We start from the raw sequence: 21,935 nt of genomic DNA, 5'->3' as shown, positions 1-21,935 counted from the left end.
ACCGAATATGCGATGAGTGGAACCAGCAGATGATTTATTACGTTGCAGTGATCCGTGGCGATCAGCTGGGGGGATACGAAATCGGTTTTCCGGATTTCCCCGGCCTGTCCGTCCGCCATCCGCAACTCAAGAAGGCTCTGTCGCAGGCCGAGATTCTTCTCTTTCGTCATGTGTCGGCGATGCGTGCGAAGAATCGTAAGGTGCCGCTGCCGCGCCGGGTCGACGAAATTCTTGCCGAGCCAGCCGCTGCTGATAAACTCCGGGAGGGCGCCATCACCGTGGTTCCCCTTCTGCCGTCGCATATACACGGGAAGGAGGAAGCGGAAGTCAATCCGCTATGCGGCCCCCTGTCGGGTAATCCCTTGTTGCGCTATCTGGACCGCCCGCTTTTTCGCTATGAGACCTTTTGCCGATTACGCGCGTTTACGGCTGGCGTAGAGCACGAGCCACTCATGGGCGATATGTGAAGCGGCAAGCGCGGTGATTTCACCCACGTCATAAGCCGGCGCCACCTCGACGATATCCATGCCGACAAAATTGATGCCGGCGAAACCGCGGAGGATCGCCAGTGCCTGGGCCGAGGTGAGGCCGCCCGAGACTGGTGTGCCTGTTCCCGGCGCGAAAGCGGGGTCGAGGCAATCGATATCGAAGGTAAGATAGGCCTTGTTGTCACCAACGATCCGCCGTGTCTGCTCGATGACTGCCTTGACGCCGTGCTCATGTACCCAGGGCGCATCGAAGACGTTAAAGCCCAGAAGATCGTCGTTATGCGTCCGCAAGCCGATCTGTACCGAGCGCTTGGGGTCGACCAGCCCTTCCTTGGCGGCATGATAGAACATGGTGCCGTGATCGACCCGGCCATCGCCGCCTTCGTCATTCCAGGTATCGGAATGGGCATCGAAATGGACCAGGGAAAGGGGGCCGTGCTTCTTCACATGGGCTTTCAAGAGCGGATAGCTGATGAAGTGATCGCCGCCCAATGAAAGCAGCGCGACGCCTTTCGAGATGATCTCATCGGCATGGGCTTCGATCGCGCCGGGAATCTGCTCCGGGCGTCCGTGATCCCAGCGGCAATCGCCATAATCGACGACCGCAAGCCGATCCAGCGGATCGAAGGGGCTGCCATAGGGCCGCGTCCAGGCCATATGGCTGGAGGCGGCGCGAATAGCGCGTGGGCCGAAACGCGTACCCGGTCGATTGGTGACCGCTGTATCCAGGGGAAAGCCGGTCACAGCGACGTCGACGCCGCTCAGATCGCGGCTGTATTTGCGGCGTAGGAAGCTCAGCGCGCCGGCAAAAGTCGGCTCCATCTGGGTTCCCTTCAGATCGGTAGCGGTGAAAGCCCGATCATTGCCGTAAGCTGCACTCATATTCGACCCCCAGCAATTTGATTATGCGTTCAATTATTGCCGCACTTTTCCCCGGCCAATGCGGGAAGTCAATGCACAAAGCATTCGGCACTCCCGCGTTTAGTGCCGTTTATTTTCCTTCCCGGGCCAGTGCGCTATTACGAATGCCGTAAAGGAAATAGATGACGAGGCCGATGACCAGCCAGATGACGAAACGCTCATAAGTCGGCACCGGCAGACCGGCGATCAAGGCGATGCACGCGCAGATACCAACGAGCGCGACGACATAAACGAAGGGTACGCGGAATTGCCGCTGCAGGCCGGGCTGCTTCCAACGCAATAGCACCACTGAAGCGCAGATGACGATGAAGGCCGAGAGCGTGCCGATATTGACCAGTTCGGCGACCTCGCTGATGGGAAAGATACCGGCGGCGAGCGCGGTGCCGATCCCCAGGATGATCGTCGGCCGATAGGGTGTGCCGAAGGTCGGGTGCGGTTTCGCAAACCATCGCGGCAGCAGCCCATCGCGCCCCAGGGCAAACCAGATGCGTGCCGCGGCCAGCATGAAGGCGAAGAGCACGCTGGTAATGCCGGCGATGGCGGCAATGGAAATGATGATCATCACCAGGTTCAGGTTGAGATCTTTGAAGGCATTGGCAACGGGGGCTGTATTATTCAGCGACTGGTAAGGCACCATACCGGTTAGGACCAGGGACATGCCGATATAGAGGACCATGGCGATGGCGAGAGATAGCAGCACCGCACGCGGCAGATCGCGCTGTGGATCGCGCGCCTCCTCGGCCGCGGTCGTCAGTGTGTCATAGCCGAAAACGGCGAAGAAGACGATGGCAGCACCGGTCAGCACCCCGTGAAAACCAAAGGGCAGGAAGGGGTGCCAGTTCTCCGGCTTGATGAAGAAGGCACCGACGATGATGACCAGCAGGACACCGGCAAGCTTGATGCCGACGATGAAGCTGTTGAAGCGAGCGCCGGTTTCCATGCGGATCGTCAACAAGGCCGCGATGAACAGGGAGACCAAGGCGGCAATGACGTCGAAACGGTGGCCTACCTGGCCAACCTCGACCTCGGCCGCCCAATCGGGCAGGTGGATGCCGGCGGCATCCAGCAAAGCACGTACGTAGCCCGACCAACCGATCGCCACCACCGCGACAACCAGCGCATATTCCAGCAGCAAGTCCCAGCCGATGATCCAGGCCGCCAGCTCGCCGAGCACCGCATAGCCATAAGTATAGGCGCTGCCGGTCACCGGAATCATGCTGGAGAATTCGGCATAGCACAAAGCGGCGGCCGCGCTGGCAATGCCGGCGGCGATGAAGGAGAGCACGACGCCTGGTCCGGCATGGGTCGCAGCGACCACGCCGGTCAGGACGAAAACGCCAACGCCGATAATGCCGCCGATGCCGATCGCCGTCAGTTGCCAGAGGGTAAGCACTCGGTGGAAATCCTTGCGCTTCAGGCTTTCGGCTTGCAGCCGTTCGACCGACATGCGGCGCGTCAGTTTTTCAAGCATGCGCTTCTCCTTGGGGATTTGTCGTAGGGATTTGCCGATCCGGGACACGGATCAAGAGAATATGATCAGGTTTAGGCGTCGAAGGATGGAATTGCTAGCCCCATCGTTTTCGAAAATCATGCCTTCGTTACCTGTAGGGCAAGGGGAAGTGGAGATGGCAGATCGATGACAGCTTCCAGAAGTATATTGCAGCGCACAAAAAACCGCTGCATGCTGTGACCTCAATTCGGCCGGCATCCCAGCCGACCAGCGCGTCATCCAGCTACCAAAACGACGGAGATTAGGCATGTTGAAGGGTAAAACCGCTGTCGTCACCGGCTCGACCAGTGGGATCGGTCTCGCCATCGCCCAGGCAATGGCGAAAGAGGGCGCCAATGTCTTGATCAACGGTTTCGGTGATGCGGCGGCGATCGAAAAAGAGCGGAAGTCGATCGAAACCACCTTCGGCGTCAAGGCGATCTATTCACCCGCCGATATGTCGAAAGGCAGTGAGATTGCCGAGATGATCAAAACCGCCGAAAAGACCTTCGGCAGCGTCGACATCCTGGTCAACAATGCCGGCATCCAGCATGTCGCGCCGATCGAGGAATTCCCCGTGGAGAAGTGGGATGCGATCATCGCCATCAATCTCAGCTCAGCCTTCCATGCCATCCGCACCGCCATTCCCGGCATGAAACAGCGCAAATGGGGCCGCATCATCAACACCGCCTCAGCCCATGCCCTGGTGGCTTCGCCTTTCAAGGCGGCTTACGTCGCAGCCAAACATGGCATCGCTGGCCTGACCAAGACCGCCGCTTTGGAACTGGCCACCTTCGGCATCACCGTGAATGCCATTTGTCCGGGCTATGTCTGGACGCCGTTGGTGGAAAAGCAGATCGCTGATACCGCCAAAGCCCGCGGCATCACGGAAGATGAGGTGAAGAAGAATGTGATGCTGCTGGCCCAGCCGACGAAGGAATTCGTCACGGTCGAGGATGTTGCCGCCCTGGCAGTTTTTTTGGCTTCGGATGCAGGTAAATCGATTAACGGTTCCATGCAGTCGATCGATGGTGGCTGGACCGCGGCGTAAGCCGGAAATTCAACCATGGCTGGCAGGCAGCCCAGTTGCCGGCGGCATAGCCGTGTCGGCAACTGGGGCTGTGCTTTTGATTGCACGCCGTTTCATCAAAGGTGAAATGATGCGAACGATTACTGCAACGAATTGATAAAAAGGGCGAGCAGGATAACGGGGACCGGAACTTCTAGAATCCAAAGCAGAACTGAGCGCATGACTGAAGCCTCCCGAAGGCAGTCCCGACCGGCTCTTATCGTCTTGTGATCGGCCGGGCGACGCTGGAATGGAGCGACAACCCGACACCGGAGCGATAGTTCGCCCTTCACGCGCAATTGATGTATTTGCTTTTTCCCAGCGTGGCAGCCGACGCTCCTCACACGACGTCGTGCAGATGCAGAGGGCCAGGGTTCGGGCAGATGCAGCCAGAAATGGGTTGAGGTATCGCCGGTCCGGATATCGAAATTCGCCAGAATCCGGCTGACCAAAGCTTGGCGTCGGCGCAGGTCCTCCTTCTGGCGCATCACGAGGTCGTTGATAACGCCGTCCTCCAGCATCGCTGTGGCAATCAAGGCGGTGAGGGGGCTGATGCTCCAGTAGTTGATCCGGACGGCGGCGGCAATATCGCCCACCAAAGCGCGAGGCGCCACGACGAAGCCCAGGCGCAAGCCGGGGGCGACAAATTTCGAGAAGCCGCTGACATACACCATCAGATCGGGTGCCATGCTGGCAAAGCTTTGCTGCGGTGCATCCAGAAAGGGGCAGTAGACATCATCCTCGATCAGAAGGACATTGTAGCGCTGCGCAATCGCCAAAAGCGCCCGGCGACGTTCCAGGGGCAAGGTGATGGCCGTGGGGTTCTGATAACTCGGAACCACACCCCCCCAGAGGCCACCATTGCCGACAGGCCGTTTCAAGCTGATCCGGCATCATGCCCTGGCGGCGAGGCTTACACGAAAAGCCAGGATGTGACCTATTTCGAACCTTTCGCGAAAAAGACTGGCACGAAAATCCTGCAGGATGAATGGGACGGCTCGACCGCCAAGCTCAAAAGCATGGTGGAGCTGAAGCAGATGAGTGGGATGTGGTCGATGTCGAACCCGGCCACGCACTGCAAGGTTGCGACGAAGGCTGGCTGGAACCGATCGACTATGGCGCGCTTGGCGGGCGCGACCAGTTTGTCGAAGGCGCGGCAATGGATTGCGCCCTCGCTACCATCGTCTTCGACACGATCTACGCTTATGACGCCGGCAAATTCCCGAATGGCGGGCCGAAGACTGTCGCCGATTTCTGGGATGTGAAGAAGTTTCCCGGACCGCGCGCCTTGCGCAAATCGCCGAGACCACATTCGAGATGGCCTTGATCGCCGACGGCGAAGCCCCGCAGGACGTCTATAAGGTACTTGGCACCAGCGAAGGCGTTGATCGCGCCTTCAAGAAACTCGACCAGATCAAACCCGACTGCGCGTGTGGTGGACCGCCGGCGCGCAACCGCCGCAATTACTGGCGGATGGAGAGGTCGTCATGAGCACCGCCTGGAATGGGCACTTCAATAGCTGGCTCGCGCAGTAGACCGTGCGCGGTCAGCCGGGGCACACTCTTAGAAGAAGCTTTTGTTATTGCTGATCAGGGAGCGGGAGGCTGACCTGATCCGGATCCCGAGCCGCCGGGTATAGCGGAACAATGAGTGGCGCAAGCATAGTCGTTCTGGACGATATTGCCTTTGCGCGGGCCGGTCACGGTCACCATGCCTTCATCGCCGGCCACGACGACGATGATCTGGTTGAATAGAACCTTCTGGGCTGCATCCATGGCGATGACGCGGGTGCGGCCCGCCTGCTTGCCGATAACGACAAGGTGGTCGGGCGCTTGCAGGGACACATCCGCCACAGCGGGATTGCCGACAATCACATCATTGGCGGCGGCGTTCAGGCCGATACTCCGGGCGCCGTTCAAGTCGACGGCGAGGACGGAATCGGCTTTCGCTTGACTGGCGAGAAATAATCCCCAAACCAACAAAGCGGGCAGAAAGCCCATAAAGGATTTCTTCATCATAAAAGGCCCAGAATGTCCCAGCGCGGCTGCCGGATGCGGCGGCGTTGCAACAACGTTAAGCGGGCTTGGTGAAGACCAGGTTAATTCCCGTCGGTACGGCACAGGATAAAGAGGTTGACGATGCTCCGTGCATGGCAAAGCAGCTGCATGATTCTATCGATCTCGATCCTCCTTGCGGGCTGCAGCACGGTGAAGAGCTTTACTTCCCAGGACATCGCCGACAGCGCTCCCATAGCAGATGCCGCGAAAGAGCCGGCCGTTCCCAATCTGGACGTCACGCTCCGCCAGGCGGCCGCAGACGCCGAGGCGGGATACAAATACAGCGAGGCCGCCAATCATTATACGACGCTGTTGCAGCGTTATCCCGATGACGAGACCATCCTGCTGGCCCTGGCGCGGAATTTCCGTTTTGCCGGGTCGCCGCAACAGGCGATCCAGGTCGTCAATGCGCGCATTACTAAAGTTGGCGTGAAGCCGCCGTTGCTCGTCGAGCTCGGCAAGGATTATCTCGCGGCCGATCAATTGAATTTGGCGATCCCAGCGCTGAATCAGGCCAAGGGACTGACGCGCGATGATTGGGGAATCTATTCGGCTCTAGGGGTCGCTTACGACTATCAAGGCCAATATGCCCTGGCGCAGGAGGCCTATCAGGCGGGTCTGAAGCTGGCGCCCGCCAATTCCGATCTGCTGAACAACTACGCTTTGTCGCTTGCGCAATCCGGCCAATTGGATATGGCGATCTCGACCCTGCAGCAGGCCGTCAATCAGCCGAGTGCCAGCCCCCAGATGCGCCAGAACCTGGCGTTGTTGCTCGCTTTCAAAGGCGACAAGGACGGTGCAACGCGCCTGATCCGGATGGACCTGCCCGATGACATGGCGCGGAACAATATCAATTATTATCAGGGGCTGGGTAGCAATTGAAGTTGGCCGGCCGGCGATTACCGGTGGGCCATCATATCCAAGACTTGGATGACTGCCGGGCCGCCGATCACGATAAAAAGCACCGGCAGAAAAAACATAATCATCGGCACGGTCAGTTTCGGCGGTAGGGCCGCCGCTTTCTTTTCCGCCGCCGCCATACGGCTATCGCGGCTTTCCTTTGCTAAAACTCTCAGGCCGACAGCGACCGGCGTGCCGTATTTTTCGGACTGTTGCAAAGTGGTGCTCAGCGACTTGAATGCAGGCAGGCCGGTGCGATCCGCCAAATTATCGAAAGCTTGGCGGCGGTCGTTTAGGAAAGCGAGTTCAGCTGTCGTCAGTCCGAACTCCTCCGCCAGTTCCGGCGCACCCTCCATCATCTGCTCGGTGACCTTGGCAAAAGCCGCTTCGATCGACATGCCGGATTCGACGCAGATGACGATGAGATCGAGTGCATCCGGATAAGCACGCTGCAATTTTTGCTGCCGCTTGGTGACGGCATTCTTGAGCAGGATGATCGGCAGGTAATTGCCGATTGTCGTCGCCAGTAGAACGGCAAATATGCGAAAGACGAGGGGTTTTTCCGCGAATACCGTGAAGGCGTAGAAGAGCGAAAAGATCAGTAAGCCGAGCGGTGCCGCGACGCGGGCGAAAAGAAAGTTGACGACAGCTTGCTGGCCCCGGCGCCCGGCACGGGCCAATTGCAGCCGCAATTCCTTGGCCTCCAGCAGGTCCTGCAGCTTGAATCTGCGGATCGCCAGCTGCTTCAATTTCCAGCCGCTGCCAACCTGCAACCGGCCGCGCACGTGGAAGGATTCGCGCTGCTGCTTGGCCAGTTCGCGCCGACGATCCGAGATGGATTTTAACCGGGATTCGAAGCGCTCTCCCCGGAAGAAGGGTAGGCCCACTGCAAGGATGGAGGCGAAAGCCGCCAGAGCCGCGCAGATGAGGATGAGAAATTCGATATCGAACCGCATCATTTTCCTCAGTGGTCGAAACTGATGATTTTCGCCATGACGAACACACCGATGCTCATCCAGACGAGACCGCCCGCAATGAGCCATTTGCCAAGATCGGCGGTCACCAAAATCTTGATGTAATCCGGGGCGACTCCTACCAGAGCGAGCGACACCAGCACCGGCAATGCCCCAACAATGGCGGCGGACGTCTTGGCTTCGCTGGACAAGGCCTGGATCTTGTCGCGCATGCGTTTACGAGACCGGATAATATCAGACAGCTTCTCCAGGGTTTCCGCCAGATTGCCGCCGGTCGATTGCTGCATGACAAGGACGATATTGAAGAAACGCACCTCAGTTGTCGGGACGCGGCCATGCATCTTGTTCAGGCATTCTTCCAGGCTGAGGCCAAGATGAATACCTTCCGTCACCTGCCGGAATTCGCTGCCGACCGGGTCGCGCATTTCTCGCCCGACAATGGCAAGGCATTCGCCCACTGTCAGGCCGGTGCGCACACCGCGCACGACGATATCGATTCCATCGGCAAAAAGAGCGGTGAATTGCTTCAACCGTCGCTTGATCCGGAATCGCAGATAGAATTTAGGCAGGCCAAGCATGCCGATAATGGCGATCAGCGGCAGACCGATCCGCGGCAAGCCGGAAACCAGATATAATGCCGCCAGCAGCAGACCGACCATGCATGCGATTACGACGAATTGACGCGGCGAGACGCGCAGGCCCGCCTGGACCAGCTCTTCGTTCAAGCGATATCCGCGCTTGCTTTTCTTTAAACGCTCCAGTTCCCGAAGCTTCGCTTCTACGCCCCGTCGGCGATCCGGCCCGCCTTTATCGGTCTTGCTCGACTTGACCGAACCCACCGGCTTGCCGACTACATTGGTGATCCGTTTCTGCAATTTTGCCTTTGGCCCGTAGAGGGAGCCGAAAAGCAGAGCCGCGACGCAGATCAGTAAGAGGATCAACCCGGCGAGAATGCCGAGGATCAAGGGTGGCATCTGCAGGACGAGGTCAAGCATCGTCGCTTTCCAGAATCTCGGCCAGTTCGCGCTCCCGGCCGAAATACCGCGCTCGATCCCAGAACGAGGGGCGCAACCCGGTAAAACGATGCCGGCCGATCAGTTTGCCAGCGCCATCCTCCCCGGCAATTTCATGCACGAACAGATCCTGCAGGGTGACGACTTCGCCTTCCATGCCGATCACTTCGGTGACATGCGTGATACGGCGCGAACCATCACGCAATCGCGCGGCCTGGATGATGACCTGTACCGCGCCGGCAATGTGTTCGCGCACGGTTTTGGCGGGCAGGTTATAGCCGCCCATGGCGATCATGTTTTCCATACGGGAAATGCATTCCCGGGGATTGTTGGCGTGGATCGTTCCCATCGACCCGTCATGGCCGGTATTCATCGCCTGCAACAGGTCGAAAGCCTCGGGACCGCGCACCTCGCCCACGATAATGCGCTCCGGCCGCATACGCAGGCAGTTCTTGACCAGGTCGCGCATCGTGACCTGACCGACGCCTTCCAAATTCGGCGGCCGGGTTTCGAGGCGGACGACATGGGGCTGTTGCAACTGCAATTCGGCTGCATCTTCGCAGGTAACGATACGCTCGTCGCTATCGATATATTGCGTCAGGCAGTTCAACAGGGTGGTCTTGCCCGAGCCGGTACCGCCCGAGACGATCACGTTCAAGCGGCAATGACCGATGATCTGCAGCAGCTTCGCCCCGGCCGGTGAGATCGAACCGAACTGGATCAGCTTATCGAGTGTCAGGCGATCGCGCTTGAATTTCCGTATCGTCAATGTCGGCCCGTCGATGGCCAAAGGCGGCACGATCACATTGACGCGCGACCCGTCGAGCAGACGGGCGTCGCAGACCGGGCTCGATTCATCGACCCGGCGCCCCACAGCCGAGACGATCCGCTGGCAGATATTCATCAATTGCTGATTGTCGCGGAACCGGACATCGGTCAATTCGATCTTGCCGTTGACTTCGATATAGACCTTGTTGGGGCCATTCACCATGATATCGGCGATATCGTCGCGCGCGATCAAGGGCTCCAAGGGTCCAAGCCCCAGCACGTCATTGCAGATATCGGTGATCAGAAGCTGCTGTTCGGCGGCGCTGATGGTCAGATTGCGAACGCCGATAATGTCCGAAACGACATCATTGATCGCCTCGCGCATCGACGTTGAATCGAGCCTGGCCAGTTCGGAGAGATCGACCGTAGCGATCAGGTCGTTGAAGACATTGGCCTTGATTTCTGCCAGACGGCCGTCCAATTCAGCCGGGCGGACATTCGTAATTTTGACAACGGCCGATGCGGGAGGTGCCGGCGTCGCCACAAAGACCGGTGCCGCCGCGACGGCGCCAGAGGGCGCTTCCTGGCCAATCGGATGGTTGCGTTTGCCAAACATCGTTCTAGGTCCTGGCGGGCTTGGCAACCTGCCGCTTCAGGGCGGGCCGCCACGACATAAGGCGGCGCGCTGGCTGCGGTCGCCCCGATACGGCATCGGCGATCCTTTGGAAGGCGAGGGCGGCTTTATGCTTGCGGTTCTTTTCGCTGATCACCTTGCCATCATTGACGGATTCGATGAAGGATGTGGGATCGAAGGGAATCTGCGCGAGCGGCTGCACGGATAATGTCGAGGTGAAATCCTTGACAGTCAGGCGGCTGCGCTTACCCATATCAGCCTTACTGATGACAAGCCGCGCCTCACGCTCTTCACCCCGTTTAGCACGCAGCAAGTCTACAAGATTGCGCGCATCGCGAAGATTGGCGAGGTCGAGCGATGCCACCAGGATGGTTTCGTCGGCGAGAAGCAATAGATCCTCGACCCAGTTCGCCCAGTAATGCGGCAGGTCAAGGACGACGATATCCGCCATCTGCCGGGAGAGATCGACCAGCTTCTCGATGGCGAGCTGGCTCAGTATCATCGAACTACGCGGCATGCCGTGAGTCGACAGGATTTGCAGATCATCGCTCTCCCCAACCATAAACCGCTGCAGCAAAATCGGGTCAAGGCGTTCAGGATCCAACAATGCGTCGATTAGCGGCTGGCGCGGTTCCTCGTTGAAGGCGAGGGCGGCCGTGCCGAAGGCGAGGTCGAGATCGACCAGGATCGTCCGCATCTTCATCTGCGTCGACAGAAGCCAAGCCACATTATGCGCTACGGTACTGCTGCCGACGCCGCCACGAATGCCGTAGAAGCTGATAACCTTGCCTTTGGGTTGGGCTGCCGGGTCATGGGTCGCGCGTTCGATCGCCGCACTCAGATCTCCGATCGAAGCTGGGCTTAGCAGATAATCTGCGACGCCCATTGAAATGATCTGCCGATAAATCGTGATATCGTTGACGGCACCGATCACGATCAATTTGCGGCCGGGCTCCACCACGCCGGCCAGGCCTTCCAACCGTTTGATTAATGCCGCGGTATCGCCATCATCCTCGACGATGATGAGCTGGGATGCAGCATTTGTTGCGTAATGCTTCACGGCACCTGCCAAACCACCGGAATGAGGGTTCACCGTCGCACGCAGGAAGGCGGGAAGATTCTTGAGGCCAAGCGCCGATTCCGCCGTTTCAGGCGCCAGGGCGAAAACGTCGATGTTCAGTCGATGGTTCACGGCTGCTTCCCCGATTTACTGGCCGCCGCCGCTCGATTGCGTCGTGCCAAGCGAGTAATTGACGTCCTGTTTGATGTCATTCGCGCCTGGAATCGGCTTGCCCTGCTGATAATTGTCGACGATCTTCCAGGCCCGCGCACCGTCACGGCCGGTTGCGGTCGACGGCATGAGGAGATCGCGGGGATTGGCGGTCATCGCATCGACGTTCTTCTGGGTCGCGCAGCCGAAATTGTCGGTATTGGCGCTGTCATGATCATTCGTGATCGCAGAATTCCAATAGCCGCATTCGCGTTGGGCGACTGTGTACATTGGAAAAGTCAGTTGCGGTCCAGCGGCAACTGGCGATTCCATCACATAGAGACGAATGTCCCCAGCGGGAACACCTTGGGATTGTAGCCAGATGGCGATGTCGCGCGCTTCGCGTTGCGCCATTGGATCGGAGACGTGCGGCGCAGTGGAGGTCACGGCGATTGGGGCTTCTCCATTCTGGCGATAAGCTGCCAGGAACTCCTGAAGCCTCCCGCTGTCGGTCGCTGCCGGGATCTGTTGCTGGAATGGCGCAACATCCAGATAAGCCGTTCGCCGTGTCGCCGTTGTCGGAAAGGCCGCATGTGGATCATAAAGCGAGTAGGGCTCGGTTCCGCATGCCGATATCATCAGCAAACCGCCCAACATCATGACGTTTCTGATCGGATGTCGCATCTCTCCGCTCACTTCACGATATAGCCGATCGGCCCTTGCAGGGTTTGCGGCGCATTGGGATCCGGATTGGGGCGCTTCACATAGATGTTCTGCAAATTGCCCATGAAATAGCGGTCGAGATCGGTGGCCGGCGCGAAACCGTCAGTCGGCAAGGCCAGTTGCCGCGGATCGGTCGGCTTGGCGAGCACCACCGAAACCAAGATGACGAGTTCCGTCTCGTTCCGCTGGAACGATGTCGATGAAAAGAGTGTACCGAGGATCGGTATATCCATCAGGCCCGGAATACCGTTCAGGCTGCTGATGATATCGTTCTGCATCAGGCCCGCGATCATCAGACTGCCGCCGCTGGGGAGTTCCACCGTGCTGTTGGCGCGCCTGGTGGTGAAGCCCTGCACCTGAATGTCGCCGGAGAAAGTCGGAATCGAAACCGCATTGGCCTGAGACAGCGAACTGACTTCGGTGGAAATCTTCAAGCTGATCCGGCCGCTATCCAGCACCACCGGCAGGAAGGCCAGGCTGACGCCGAATGGCTTGTACTGGATGGTGATGGTGTCTACATCCTGCGGCGCCGGGATCGGATATTCCCCGCCCGCCAGCATGCTGGCCGTCTCGCCCGAAACCGCCAGCAGATTGGGCTCTGCCAAGGTGCGGATGAAACCATGCTGTTCCAGCAATCGGACCGTCGAATCGAAATTACCCGAGGAAATGCCAAGTGTTCCGGCGATATTCGGACCCAGGCCGAGGGCCGAGGTTGCCGCATCGATGGTGAGCGGCCCCAAGGTGGTCGGGCTCAGCAGGTTGTCGATACCCAGTTCCTTCAACACCGTTTTCTGCGCCTCAGCGACACGCACCCGCAGCAAGACCTGCTGTTCGCTGGTGACGCGGATCATATTGACGACATTCTCATCCTTGGCGACAAAGCGCCGGGCGATGTTACGTGCCTGGGCGGCTGCGCGGTCGGAACTGGCGCTGCCGGAGAGGACGATCGAGTCACTCATGCCCTTTGCTTGGATATGCTCACCGGGGAGCAAGGTATCGATATTATTTTGTACAGTTTCGGCGTCCGGTTGGACGACGATATCCACCTTGTGGATCAGTTCGCCATGAGCATCGACGAAAAACGCATTGGTGTCGCCGATGGCCTTGCCGATCAGGTAGACCTGCTTGGGAGAGCGAACGACGATATCGGCGATATCCGGATTGCCAATGATGATATCCCGGACAGCGTCACCCAGGGCCAGCCCCTTGGTCTTATTCAGCGGCAGGACGAGCCGGTCGGCCGGGGCCGCAGCGATACCTGATAGCGGCGCAGGTGTGGGGGCTACAGGCACTGGTATTTCGACTTTCTTCGGCGCTATCGAGTTGGGCGCTGGCGCGGTAGCAGCAGTTTGTTCCTGCGTCATACTTGCCAAAGCAGGAGCGGCCGTTCCCGCGGTTCCAAGCGGCGCCACAGCGACGGGAGGAACGGGAGCTGCCATCACCGGCGGCTCATCCGATTGCGCAGCCGGCGGTGTTGCATCATTAATCTGTAGTACCGGCTTTATCTGCGGCGCCGTGACGGCCGACATTTTCTTGGCATGCTGTTCCGGTGTTTGATCAACCATCTTCGCCCAGTCGGCGCGCCGCGCCGTATTAGGGGAAGCGACATTCGGCGATGTAACAACGGGGCCAGGCTGCCAGTCGGTTAAGGTGGGCGCCTGCTGCGCATGGGCCGGGAGAATCACTCCCAGGACGAGTGCGACGGGGCCCGATAAGCAGAGAAGGCGGGGAAATAAACGCATATTTAGAAGCTCTGTTCCGAAAGGGCGCCACCGCGGTTGACGCGGACCTTGTCGCTATTGCCGACAATACCCTTCTTCCCACCGGACAACGCCGCCAAGCCTTTGCTGACGTCTTTATCCGAGGTGTAAAGGATCGGATCGTCGTAGTCGTCGTCGAGTGGTTCGGCTTCCGGCTTAGCGTCGGCGACCATGCTCCGCAGCACCAGGCTCAGCGAACCCAGTTGCTGGGCGGCCAGCAGGCGTTCGGCATCAGCGGGGGAAACTTCCAGCGTGGCCGTCTTGCCGATGATGGCCGGTCCATCATCCTTGGTCTTCCCCAATTGCTGATCAATCGCCAGAACCGCGACATCATGCAGAATAGTTTCCGTCGACCAGTTGATGATGACATCTTCTTTCTTGTTGTCACTATCGCCGACGGCCGAGCGGACATTCGATGCAAGCAACACATCGACATGATCACCCGGTGCGATGAACCCGGCTGCCGCGCTTTCCGTGGAAATGGGGATGCTGATCGCCCGCATGCCGGGTGGCAGGATGGCGGCGACAATGCTTTTATCACCGGGCTGGATGATGGATTCCAACCCGATCGGCTCGCCATTCAGAATACGCCGCTTGGCAACGGCGCCAATCACCACGGTGCCGGTATGGGTTGCCTGGTCCGTTTCCTTTTTGACGACCGGCATCATGGAAGAGCCGGACGGTTCGGTGGTTGCCTTTTCCGCCGCCTTGTCGATCTCATCTTCCTTGATGAAGCGATCCTCGACCGCCGCTTTCGGCCAATCGGCCCAGCGGATATCCTCGGACGTCAAGCGTGTGCCCGCCTCGATCTGACGAGCCGCGACCAGCACTTGGATCATGCCGGCAGGCTTGGCCGGCGCTTGCGCCGTCGTGCTATGCACCGCTATTGGCTTGCGTGCATCCAGCCAGGTCTTGGCGAGAAAAGCTGCGAGGCCGGCCATGATGACCGCAAACAGAACGAAGACGATGACGATCGGTCGCATATGGCGTCTCGAAGCAGCGTGATTTCAGGCAGCGCACCGGACAGCGCGCATATTTACTATGATTTTGGGGCTGTATAGTGAAAAAAGGGTAAAGAGGGGCAGGGCGGAAATATCTATTCTACTTAGGGAATATTTCCAGCTGGCGAATACAGAAATCGATTCCGCCGGCGGCGATGGCGATCCCATAAGGCAGGCGCTGATCGATGACGCCGCCCGAGGCAAGGCGCAACCGTCGCCATATCAGGATGCCGAGCGCAAGCAGGCCGCCCGCCAGTGTCGTTACCAATAACAGCCGAGGGAGATCCGCAAAACCGGTCCAAAGCGCCAAAGCAGTCAGCAGTTTCACATCGCCGCCGCCGAACAGGTCCTGGGCAAAGAGCGCGAAGCCGACGGCGAGGATCAGAAGCGCGGCGCCAAGATGTAACGCAAGGAACGTGAGGTCAAACGGCAGGCGCAAGAAACTGACGGCGGCCGTCAGAGCGACGCCCGCCGTCAACCAGTTCGGAATTAGATAACTCCGGCTATCCGATAGCGCGGCAAGGATCATCAGAACGATGCCTGCGATTGCTGTCGCGCTACTAACCATGTCTGCGGTCAAAGTAAAATCCGCGCAGTTGAACCTGTTCAGTTCATCGCGCTATTAAACTTAACCAGTCGTACCACCACCAGCCGCTGCATCGTGGAGGGCGTTCTGAATCTTTGTGAAGATGCTTTCCATACTGCTGCTCGATGCCGTCAGCGCTCCAATAATGACGACCGAGATGAAACCAGCGATCAGACCGTATTCGATGGCGGTGACGCCAGACTTGCTACCTTTAAACTTGCGAACCAATTTCAACATATTTGTCTCCTGACGAAGTGGTGACCCGGAAGGCTGTCCCTTGAACCGACACATCATGATTTCCGCGGGGCTCTGGAAATCCGTCTTGCGATGACGATACTCTATTCAACATAGTGGTCAAATAAAAATACGCATCTGTTCTTTATTATCGTTTAGATATTCAGTAAAACATCTCAAAAACGATGCAAAATCACATGGAAATATTTATTTTTATACTTACATCTGCGTGTGCATGTCGTGATTTTTGGCGGGAATTAGAGCCCCGCCAAATGTTCCGTTTTGTAGATCAGAAAGGTTGCGAAAAGGTGAATGTCGCCGCTTCAATGGGATTTTCGCTACCTGCGGGCGTCAATACTTTATTAACCGTAAATAATCGCCCGTTTTTGCACTGTCTATGCTTTGATAAGAAGCGCCGTGCAAACTCGGCAGATACTCTAGGCGCAATCGACATTTCTCATATCAAACGTGCCGTCATGTTGTTGAGCTCAAGCCGGTTCTCAAAACGAATATCTTGCTTCGTTCGTCGCAGCGATGGCGTGACCGCGATCGAATTCGCTTTCGTCGCGCCGCTGCTCTTTTTGCTCAGCATGGGTACCATCGAAGTCGGTCTGATGATGTTCAACATGTCGACCATCGAAGGGGGATTGCGCGAGGCGGCGCGTTATGGTGTGACGGGACAGGAAGCCACCTCTGGCGAGCGGAAAGCAGAAATCGTCGCGGTCCTGAAACGATATGCGATCGGCCCGGTCGAAATCGACCCGTCGCGGATCAGCACCAAGGTCTATACCAGTTTTGGCAATATCGGCCAGCCCGAACCCTATACCGATACCAACGGCAATGGCCAATATGACCAGGGCGAGCCCTATACCGACGTCAATGTGAATCATCAATGGGATGCGGATCAAGGTGCGGACAGTCCGGGCTCGGGGAATGAGATCGTTCAATATAAGGTCGATTACGACTGGGATGTGCTGACGCCAATCATGCGTCAATTTCTCGGCAAGGATGGCAAGATGCCCATGACGGCTACGGTCGTCGTCCAGAACGAACCTTGCCCGGTCGGATCGACTTGCAAATCCGGTGAAGGCGGTTGGCAGAATTGACGGTAGCTCTTATGCGGTCTTGCCGTGCGGGTTTCCATCGGCTCCGTCGCAATCGGCGCGGCGTCGCGGCGATGGAATTCGCTGCCGCGTTGCCATTCCTTGTAATATTGGCCCTCGGCGCCTTCGAGGTACCGCGTGGCCTGATCATCTATCAAAAGATCACCCGCGTCACTGTCGAGATCGGCGACCTCGTCGCGCGCCAGCCGGTCGGCATCACCGGCGATCAATTGCAGGATCTGTTTTCTGGTGCAGACGAGATCATGCGGCCCTTCAGTTTCGAGCCGGGCGCCGTGGTGATCAGCTCGATTACGCGGGCAAAGAATGAGCAGGCGAAAATAGCCTGGCAGTGTTCCAGCAAGGCTGGTGTCGGCAGCAAAATCGGTGGATCGGGCGATACGCCAAGCCTGCCGGCGAACTTCACTGTCGATACCGGTGCGAACGTCATTGTGGCCGAAACGCGCTACAACTTCGCCCCGGTTTTCGGCAATATCATCTGGAGCGGTATGGAATATTACGACGTCGCCTATTTCCGACCACGCGGGAACAACCTGTCGGGAATCAGTGGCGGCTGCGACGGTGACGGCAGCACTTCGTAAGGCTTACTGTGTCAGGCGGAGGGTCGAGAGATCCGCTGCGATCTGCCTGAAAGCATTCCGCAACTCATCCGGATCTGCCGCATTAAAGAAGTAAGGTGCGTCCTTGCCTGAGGCTACGCTTTGCAGCAGGGCTGTATTGGCGGTACTCCGAAACTGGATCACATAGATACGGGCAGCCGAGGGCCCTTTGATCTTGGCCGCCAGCTTCAACAACCGATTATTGAGGCTATTCTGCTTGTTGGCCGGCCAGTAATCGCCTTCCGCTGACAACATCCCATGGCTGGTGTTAGTGCCAGCCTGGGTCCCTGATCCGAAATAACCTTTATAGGCATCACCGTTGCCGCCGACGGTTTCGCCGTCCGTCAGCAGCACAATGGCACGGTTGCGGGGAAATTTATTGGCAACCTCTTCATCGGTCAGCGCATCGTTGAATGGCGCGCCTGGCATGACGGTCTGGTAAGCCCAAAACAGACCCTGGGTAATATTGGTGGAGCCCTTCGGACCGTCCAGTCCGCCGATGGCATCGCGGATGGCGAGTCTATTTGTTTGCAGCCGGGTGATGCCGCGCTCGTAGCAAGCGTCACAATCATTATGGCTCTTGCCGAAGTTCGGCTTTGCGACTTTCCAGTTATTCGGCGTTCCATTGGTCGCCGGGTAACTGCTGGGATAGCGCACAAGCAAGTCGTGCGGAACGGAATTGGCGATACTGTCATTCCAATAAGATTGGTCGCAGACCTTTGTTGTATTAGTCCAATCGGTCCCGTTCATATACCCGCCGCTTTTGTTGTCCCATTTCGTAGGTTCGCCTTTTTTGAACTCCCTTGGCTCGCCCTCGAGTGTTGGAATCGGCTGCCAGCCTGGCCAGGTTGCCGTATAGCCGAGCGTCAGGTCGGCATTGTCATAACCCTGGTCATCATCCCCGAGATAACGGGCATAGACGCAGCCCTTCCAATTGTCATCCGGTTGAGTCAAGAGCTTGATGCGATGTTCTTTGCCGCCGACCCCGTCATCGGGATAGATCATGTCCCAACTCTGGCTTTGCTTGCCTGTCACCGGATTGCTTATGGTCGAGCTAGCCTCCAACTTCACTCCTGAGCTGCCCTTGATGTTCACTTTCGAATTCCAGGGCACAAGACCGATATGTAGCAACTGATAGGTTACGCCGTCGATCGTAACCTCCGGCGGGTCATCTTTATTATCGAACAGGATGTCGACCAGATCATTGGCGGCATCGCGCACATCATCGTCATAGGTCTTCATCGATCCGGACACGTCGATGGAAAGAACGACATCCAGAGCCTTCAAGGCACGCGTCACTTCGGTTGAGGCAGCGACGGTCATCGTATCGACGCCTAAAAAGCTGCCAAAGATTGTCTTGATATCTGCCGTCGCCGATAAAGTCAGCGTGCTGCTTGAGGATCCATTGGGCTCTTCAATATGCGGCCCATTCACCGTGGCGCCCATGTAATTCGCCGGAAAATTGGCATTGAAGAACATCTCGATGTCACTGTCGCGATTGCTCGACATCATGACTTTGCCGCCGGCCAAGGCAGCAGCATCGAGCGCTTGCGACAGTTTCGATTTCAACAGAAACGCCCGCGCCGTATCGATGCCGATGCCAACGGCGGCAATCATGACGGTCATGGTGACGGCGACATAAAGAGCAACCGAGCCGCTGGTATCGCGCCAGAGGCGGCGCTTGGCGCGCAGCGCGAGATCGCATTGTTTAGGCAGGAACGAGCGCAGCCGCATCGGCATCCTCATAGGATGGCACGCATCAGCGCGCCGTATCTTGAGACTGGTCCTTTTAGGTCAGATTGCTAAAGAAACGATTAATGCCCTGAAATCATTGGATATTTCGTCGATATTTATGCAAAAGCGCACATTGAAATGTGCGCTTCGCTTATTCTCAATACTGTATTCCTAAAATTGAATACTTACGCCTTCACCCGTTCGTTCTTCGGATCGTAGAGCGGTTGCAGGCTGACCTTGGCGGGATAGCGCTGGCAGGCGATTTCCAACTCGTAGCTGCCGCTCAGTACATCTTCCGGTGAAACGCCGTCTTGCGGGTTGCGGACATAGCCAATGCCGATATTGGTTTGCAGGGTATAACCATAGCCGCCCGAAGCCAGCCAGCCGACCTGCTTGCCGTTGCGGAAGATCGTTTCGCGTCCGAGCAGCACGATCGACGGATCATCGACGGTGAAGCAAGCAAGAAGCTTCGGCAGCTTCTTCGCGGCGAGGGTCGAGAGGGCATCGCGGCCGAGGAAAGGAATATTCTTCTTCAGCTTCACGACCCAGCCCATCCCGGCTTCCAGCGGCGAATGATCGGGCGAGATATCGCTCGACCAGGCACGATAGAACTTCTCCAGGCGCAGGCTCTCGATCGCGCGATAGCCGGCATTGGCGATGCCATGCGGCACGCCGGCCTGCATCAGCGCGTCATAGACGACAGCAAGCCCATCCATCGACACATGCAGCTCCCAGCCGAGCTCGCCGACATAGGTCACGCGCAAAGCACGCACCGGCACACCGGCGATCATGACTTCCTGCATCGTGCCGAAGGGGAAGGCGGTATTGGAGATGTTGCTGAGCGTCACTTCATGCAGCACATCGCGCGCCTTCGGCCCCATCAGCGACAAGACGCCATAGGCCGAGGTGACATCGATGAGACGGGCATCGAGCCCCTCCGGAATATGCCGGCTGATCCAGTTGAAGTCATGGGTCGCATAGCCGGTGCCGGTGACAATGTAATAGGCATCCTCGGCAAGACGCGTGACCGTCAGATCGCATTCGATGCCGCCGCGCTGGTTGAGCATCTGCGTATAGATGATGCTGCTCGGCTTCTTCGTCACGTCATTGGCGGCGATCCAGCTCAGCGCCGCTTCGGCATCCTTGCCGACCATCATGAACTTCGCGAAAGACGTCTGGTCGATCAGCACGACACGCTCGCGCGCCGCCTTGTGTTCGGCGCCGACATGATCGAACCAGTTCTGCCGTCCGTAGCTATAAATATCTTTCGGATCGACGCCCTTGGGGGCAAACCAGTTCGGTCTTTCCCAGCCGAGCTTCCAGCCGAAGACGGCACCTTGCTCCTTCAGCCGGCCGTAAAGCGGCGAGGTGCGGACAGGACGGCCGCTTTCCAGTTCCTCATGCGGCCAGGCCATCGAATAGTGATGGGCATAGGCCTCCAGCGTGCGCGTCAGCACCCAGTTCTTATCGCGATGCACCGTGCCGAAGCGCCGGATATCGACCGGCCAGAGATCCATCGGCTGTTCGCCGGCAGCGACCCATTCCGCCAATGCCCGGCCGGCGCCACCGCCAGAGGCGATGCCGAAGGCGTTGAAGCCGGCGCCGATATAGAAGTTCTTCAGCTCCGGCGCTTCGCCGAGGATGAAATTTCCATCCGGTGTGAAGCTCTCCGGCCCATTGATCATCTGCTTGATGCCCGCCTGCTGCAGGCCGGGGACGCGGGCCATGGCCTGTTCCATCAGCGGCTCGAAATGATCCCAGTCATTCTCCAGAAGCTGGAAGGCGAAATTCTCCGGCAGCTTGCCGCGCTCGCCATTCGGCTTCCACGGAATCGGATTATGCTCGTATCCGCCCATGACCAGGCCGCCAACCTCTTCCTTGAAATAGATCAGACGATCCGGATCGCGCAGGGTCGGCAGGTTCTTCGGCACGCCGCCCATCGGCTCGGTGACGATATATTGATGCTGGACGGAGGTGAGGGGCACGCTGACGCCGGCAAGCTGACCGATCTCACGCGCCCATTGGCCGCCGCAATTGATCACCACATCGCAGCGGATCGTCCCCTTGTCGGTCACGACGCCAACCGCGCGGCCTTTTTCGATGACGATGCCGGTGACCGCCGTTTCCTCGTAGATCTTCACGCCGTTCTGCCGCGCGCCCTTGGCCAGCGACTGGGCGATATCGGCGGGATTGACCTGGCCGTCGGTGGGCAGGAAGGCGGCGCCGACCACATCGGAGATATCCATCACCGGCCAAAGCTTCTGCGCCTCCTGGGCGGTGAGGATTTCCATCTCCAAACCGAAGGAATGCGCCGTGGTCGCCTGGCGCTTGATTTCCGTCAGGCGTTCCCGGTTGCAGGCGAGACGCAACCCGCCATTCATCTTCCAACCGGTTGCCAGGCCGGTTTCCTCTTCCAGCTTGTTGTAGAGCTCGACCGAATATTTCAGGAGCTGGGTGATATTGGCCGAGGTGCGGAGCTGGCCCACAAGGCCCGCCGCATGCCAGGTCGAGCCGCTGGTCAGCTTATGCCGCTCGACGATGATCGTGCCTTTCCAGCCGAGCTTGGCGAGATGATAGGCGGTTGAGCAGCCGATGATGCCGCCGCCGATGACGACAGCGCGGGCCTGGCTCGGGAATTCGGACATCGTCATACC

At 58.3% G+C, this 21,935-nt stretch carries 22 protein-coding genes; 7 read left to right on the top strand and 15 right to left on the bottom strand.

The window, feature by feature from the left end:
- The first annotated feature begins 29 nt into the window (after nt 1-29).
- Nucleotides 30-467: a type II toxin-antitoxin system HicB family antitoxin gene (locus SMD27_RS10660; RefSeq protein ID WP_320508346.1), complete on the top strand. Its 438-nt coding sequence runs from the start codon at nt 30-32 to the stop codon at nt 465-467.
- On the opposite strand, the gene speB is transcribed toward SMD27_RS10660, so the two are convergent.
- Nucleotides 414-1,370: an agmatinase gene (speB, locus tag SMD27_RS10655; protein ID WP_320508345.1), complete on the bottom strand. Its 957-nt coding sequence runs from the start codon at nt 1,368-1,370 to the stop codon at nt 414-416. The two genes, SMD27_RS10660 and speB, sit on opposite strands and share 54 nt — an antisense overlap.
- Nucleotides 1,371-1,479: 109 nt before the next feature.
- A complete protein-coding gene (locus SMD27_RS10650) occupies nt 1,480-2,880 on the bottom strand; it encodes an amino acid permease (protein ID WP_320508344.1) in 1,401 nt (466 codons plus the stop codon).
- Between the two features lie 286 nt (nt 2,881-3,166).
- Between SMD27_RS10650 and SMD27_RS10645 the strand changes: the two genes are divergently transcribed.
- Nucleotides 3,167-3,949, top strand: a complete 783-nt coding sequence (locus tag SMD27_RS10645; RefSeq protein WP_320508343.1) for a 3-hydroxybutyrate dehydrogenase — start codon at nt 3,167-3,169, stop codon at nt 3,947-3,949.
- A 119-nt stretch (nt 3,950-4,068) separates the two neighbouring features.
- Here SMD27_RS10645 and SMD27_RS10640 read toward each other — a convergent pair whose 3' ends face one another.
- The gene (locus SMD27_RS10640) at nt 4,069-4,848 is read right to left on the bottom strand and encodes an aminotransferase class I/II-fold pyridoxal phosphate-dependent enzyme (protein ID WP_320508342.1); all 780 of its coding nucleotides are present in this window, start codon (nt 4,846-4,848) and stop codon (nt 4,069-4,071) included.
- A 107-nt stretch (nt 4,849-4,955) separates the two neighbouring features.
- Here SMD27_RS10640 and SMD27_RS10635 point away from each other — a divergent pair, with 107 nt between their 5' ends.
- Both SMD27_RS10635 and SMD27_RS10630 read left to right on the top strand, forming a co-directional pair.
- On the top strand, nt 4,956-5,294 hold the full coding sequence (locus tag SMD27_RS10635) for an extracellular solute-binding protein (protein WP_320508341.1): 339 nt from the start codon (nt 4,956-4,958) through the stop codon (nt 5,292-5,294).
- The gene (locus SMD27_RS10630; RefSeq protein ID WP_320508340.1) at nt 5,285-5,458 is read left to right on the top strand and encodes a hypothetical protein; all 174 of its coding nucleotides are present in this window, start codon (nt 5,285-5,287) and stop codon (nt 5,456-5,458) included. Before SMD27_RS10635 ends, SMD27_RS10630 begins: the two co-directional genes overlap by 10 nt.
- Before the next feature lie 98 nt (nt 5,459-5,556).
- Here SMD27_RS10630 and SMD27_RS10625 read toward each other — a convergent pair whose 3' ends face one another.
- The gene (locus SMD27_RS10625; RefSeq protein ID WP_320508339.1) at nt 5,557-5,985 is read right to left on the bottom strand and encodes a pilus assembly protein N-terminal domain-containing protein; all 429 of its coding nucleotides are present in this window, start codon (nt 5,983-5,985) and stop codon (nt 5,557-5,559) included.
- 147 nt (nt 5,986-6,132) lie between these two features.
- On the opposite strand from SMD27_RS10625, the gene SMD27_RS10620 reads away from it, so the two are divergent.
- On the top strand, nt 6,133-6,906 hold the full coding sequence (locus SMD27_RS10620) for a tetratricopeptide repeat protein (RefSeq protein WP_320508338.1): 774 nt from the start codon (nt 6,133-6,135) through the stop codon (nt 6,904-6,906).
- Nucleotides 6,907-6,923: 17 nt separating this feature from the next.
- Here SMD27_RS10620 and SMD27_RS10615 read toward each other — a convergent pair whose 3' ends face one another.
- The 9 genes from SMD27_RS10615 to SMD27_RS10575 form a co-directional block, all read right to left on the bottom strand.
- Nucleotides 6,924-7,883: a type II secretion system F family protein gene (locus SMD27_RS10615; RefSeq protein WP_320508337.1), complete on the bottom strand. Its 960-nt coding sequence runs from the start codon at nt 7,881-7,883 to the stop codon at nt 6,924-6,926.
- A gap of 5 nt (nt 7,884-7,888) precedes the next feature.
- A complete protein-coding gene (locus SMD27_RS10610; RefSeq protein ID WP_320508336.1) occupies nt 7,889-8,893 on the bottom strand; it encodes a type II secretion system F family protein in 1,005 nt (334 codons plus the stop codon).
- The gene (locus SMD27_RS10605; RefSeq protein ID WP_320508335.1) at nt 8,886-10,295 is read right to left on the bottom strand and encodes a CpaF family protein; all 1,410 of its coding nucleotides are present in this window, start codon (nt 10,293-10,295) and stop codon (nt 8,886-8,888) included. Before SMD27_RS10605 ends, SMD27_RS10610 begins: the two co-directional genes overlap by 8 nt.
- Nucleotides 10,296-10,299: 4 nt before the next feature.
- Nucleotides 10,300-11,505, bottom strand: coding sequence for an AAA family ATPase (locus tag SMD27_RS10600; protein WP_320508334.1), 1,206 nt, complete (start codon nt 11,503-11,505; stop codon nt 10,300-10,302).
- 15 nt (nt 11,506-11,520) lie between these two features.
- Entirely contained in the window at nt 11,521-12,207 is a 687-nt protein-coding gene (locus tag SMD27_RS10595) for a CpaD family pilus assembly lipoprotein (protein WP_320508333.1), read from the bottom strand.
- Between the two features lie 8 nt (nt 12,208-12,215).
- Complete coding sequence (locus tag SMD27_RS10590; protein WP_320508332.1) at nt 12,216-13,988, bottom strand: type II and III secretion system protein family protein; 1,773 nt, start codon at nt 13,986-13,988, stop codon at nt 12,216-12,218.
- A gap of 2 nt (nt 13,989-13,990) precedes the next feature.
- Nucleotides 13,991-14,989, bottom strand: coding sequence for a Flp pilus assembly protein CpaB (cpaB, locus tag SMD27_RS10585; protein WP_320508331.1), 999 nt, complete (start codon nt 14,987-14,989; stop codon nt 13,991-13,993).
- 118 nt (nt 14,990-15,107) lie between these two features.
- Nucleotides 15,108-15,575 carry an A24 family peptidase gene (locus SMD27_RS10580; protein WP_320508330.1) on the bottom strand — a complete coding sequence of 156 codons (468 nt, stop codon included), beginning with the start codon at nt 15,573-15,575 and terminating at the stop codon, nt 15,108-15,110.
- Between the two features lie 60 nt (nt 15,576-15,635).
- Nucleotides 15,636-15,830: a Flp family type IVb pilin gene (locus SMD27_RS10575; protein ID WP_320508329.1), complete on the bottom strand. Its 195-nt coding sequence runs from the start codon at nt 15,828-15,830 to the stop codon at nt 15,636-15,638.
- A gap of 536 nt (nt 15,831-16,366) precedes the next feature.
- Here SMD27_RS10575 and SMD27_RS10570 point away from each other — a divergent pair.
- Complete coding sequence (locus SMD27_RS10570) at nt 16,367-16,933, top strand: TadE/TadG family type IV pilus assembly protein (protein WP_320508328.1); 567 nt, start codon at nt 16,367-16,369, stop codon at nt 16,931-16,933.
- Nucleotides 16,934-17,004: 71 nt separating this feature from the next.
- The gene (locus SMD27_RS10565; RefSeq protein WP_320508327.1) at nt 17,005-17,529 is read left to right on the top strand and encodes a hypothetical protein; all 525 of its coding nucleotides are present in this window, start codon (nt 17,005-17,007) and stop codon (nt 17,527-17,529) included.
- A gap of 3 nt (nt 17,530-17,532) precedes the next feature.
- On the opposite strand, the gene SMD27_RS10560 is transcribed toward SMD27_RS10565, so the two are convergent.
- The gene (locus SMD27_RS10560; protein WP_320508326.1) at nt 17,533-19,281 is read right to left on the bottom strand and encodes a TadE/TadG family type IV pilus assembly protein; all 1,749 of its coding nucleotides are present in this window, start codon (nt 19,279-19,281) and stop codon (nt 17,533-17,535) included.
- 185 nt (nt 19,282-19,466) lie between these two features.
- Nucleotides 19,467-21,926 carry a GcvT family protein gene (locus tag SMD27_RS10555; RefSeq protein ID WP_320508325.1) on the bottom strand — a complete coding sequence of 820 codons (2,460 nt, stop codon included), beginning with the start codon at nt 21,924-21,926 and terminating at the stop codon, nt 19,467-19,469.
- Between the last annotated feature and the right edge of the window lie 9 nt (nt 21,927-21,935).

This window comes from Dongia soli, assembly GCF_034044715.1.
Lineage (GTDB): Bacteria > Pseudomonadota > Alphaproteobacteria > Dongiales > Dongiaceae > Dongia_B > Dongia_B soli.
Note: the sequence above shows the minus strand (reverse complement) of the source record. Positions and strands in the feature narration are given on the sequence as shown.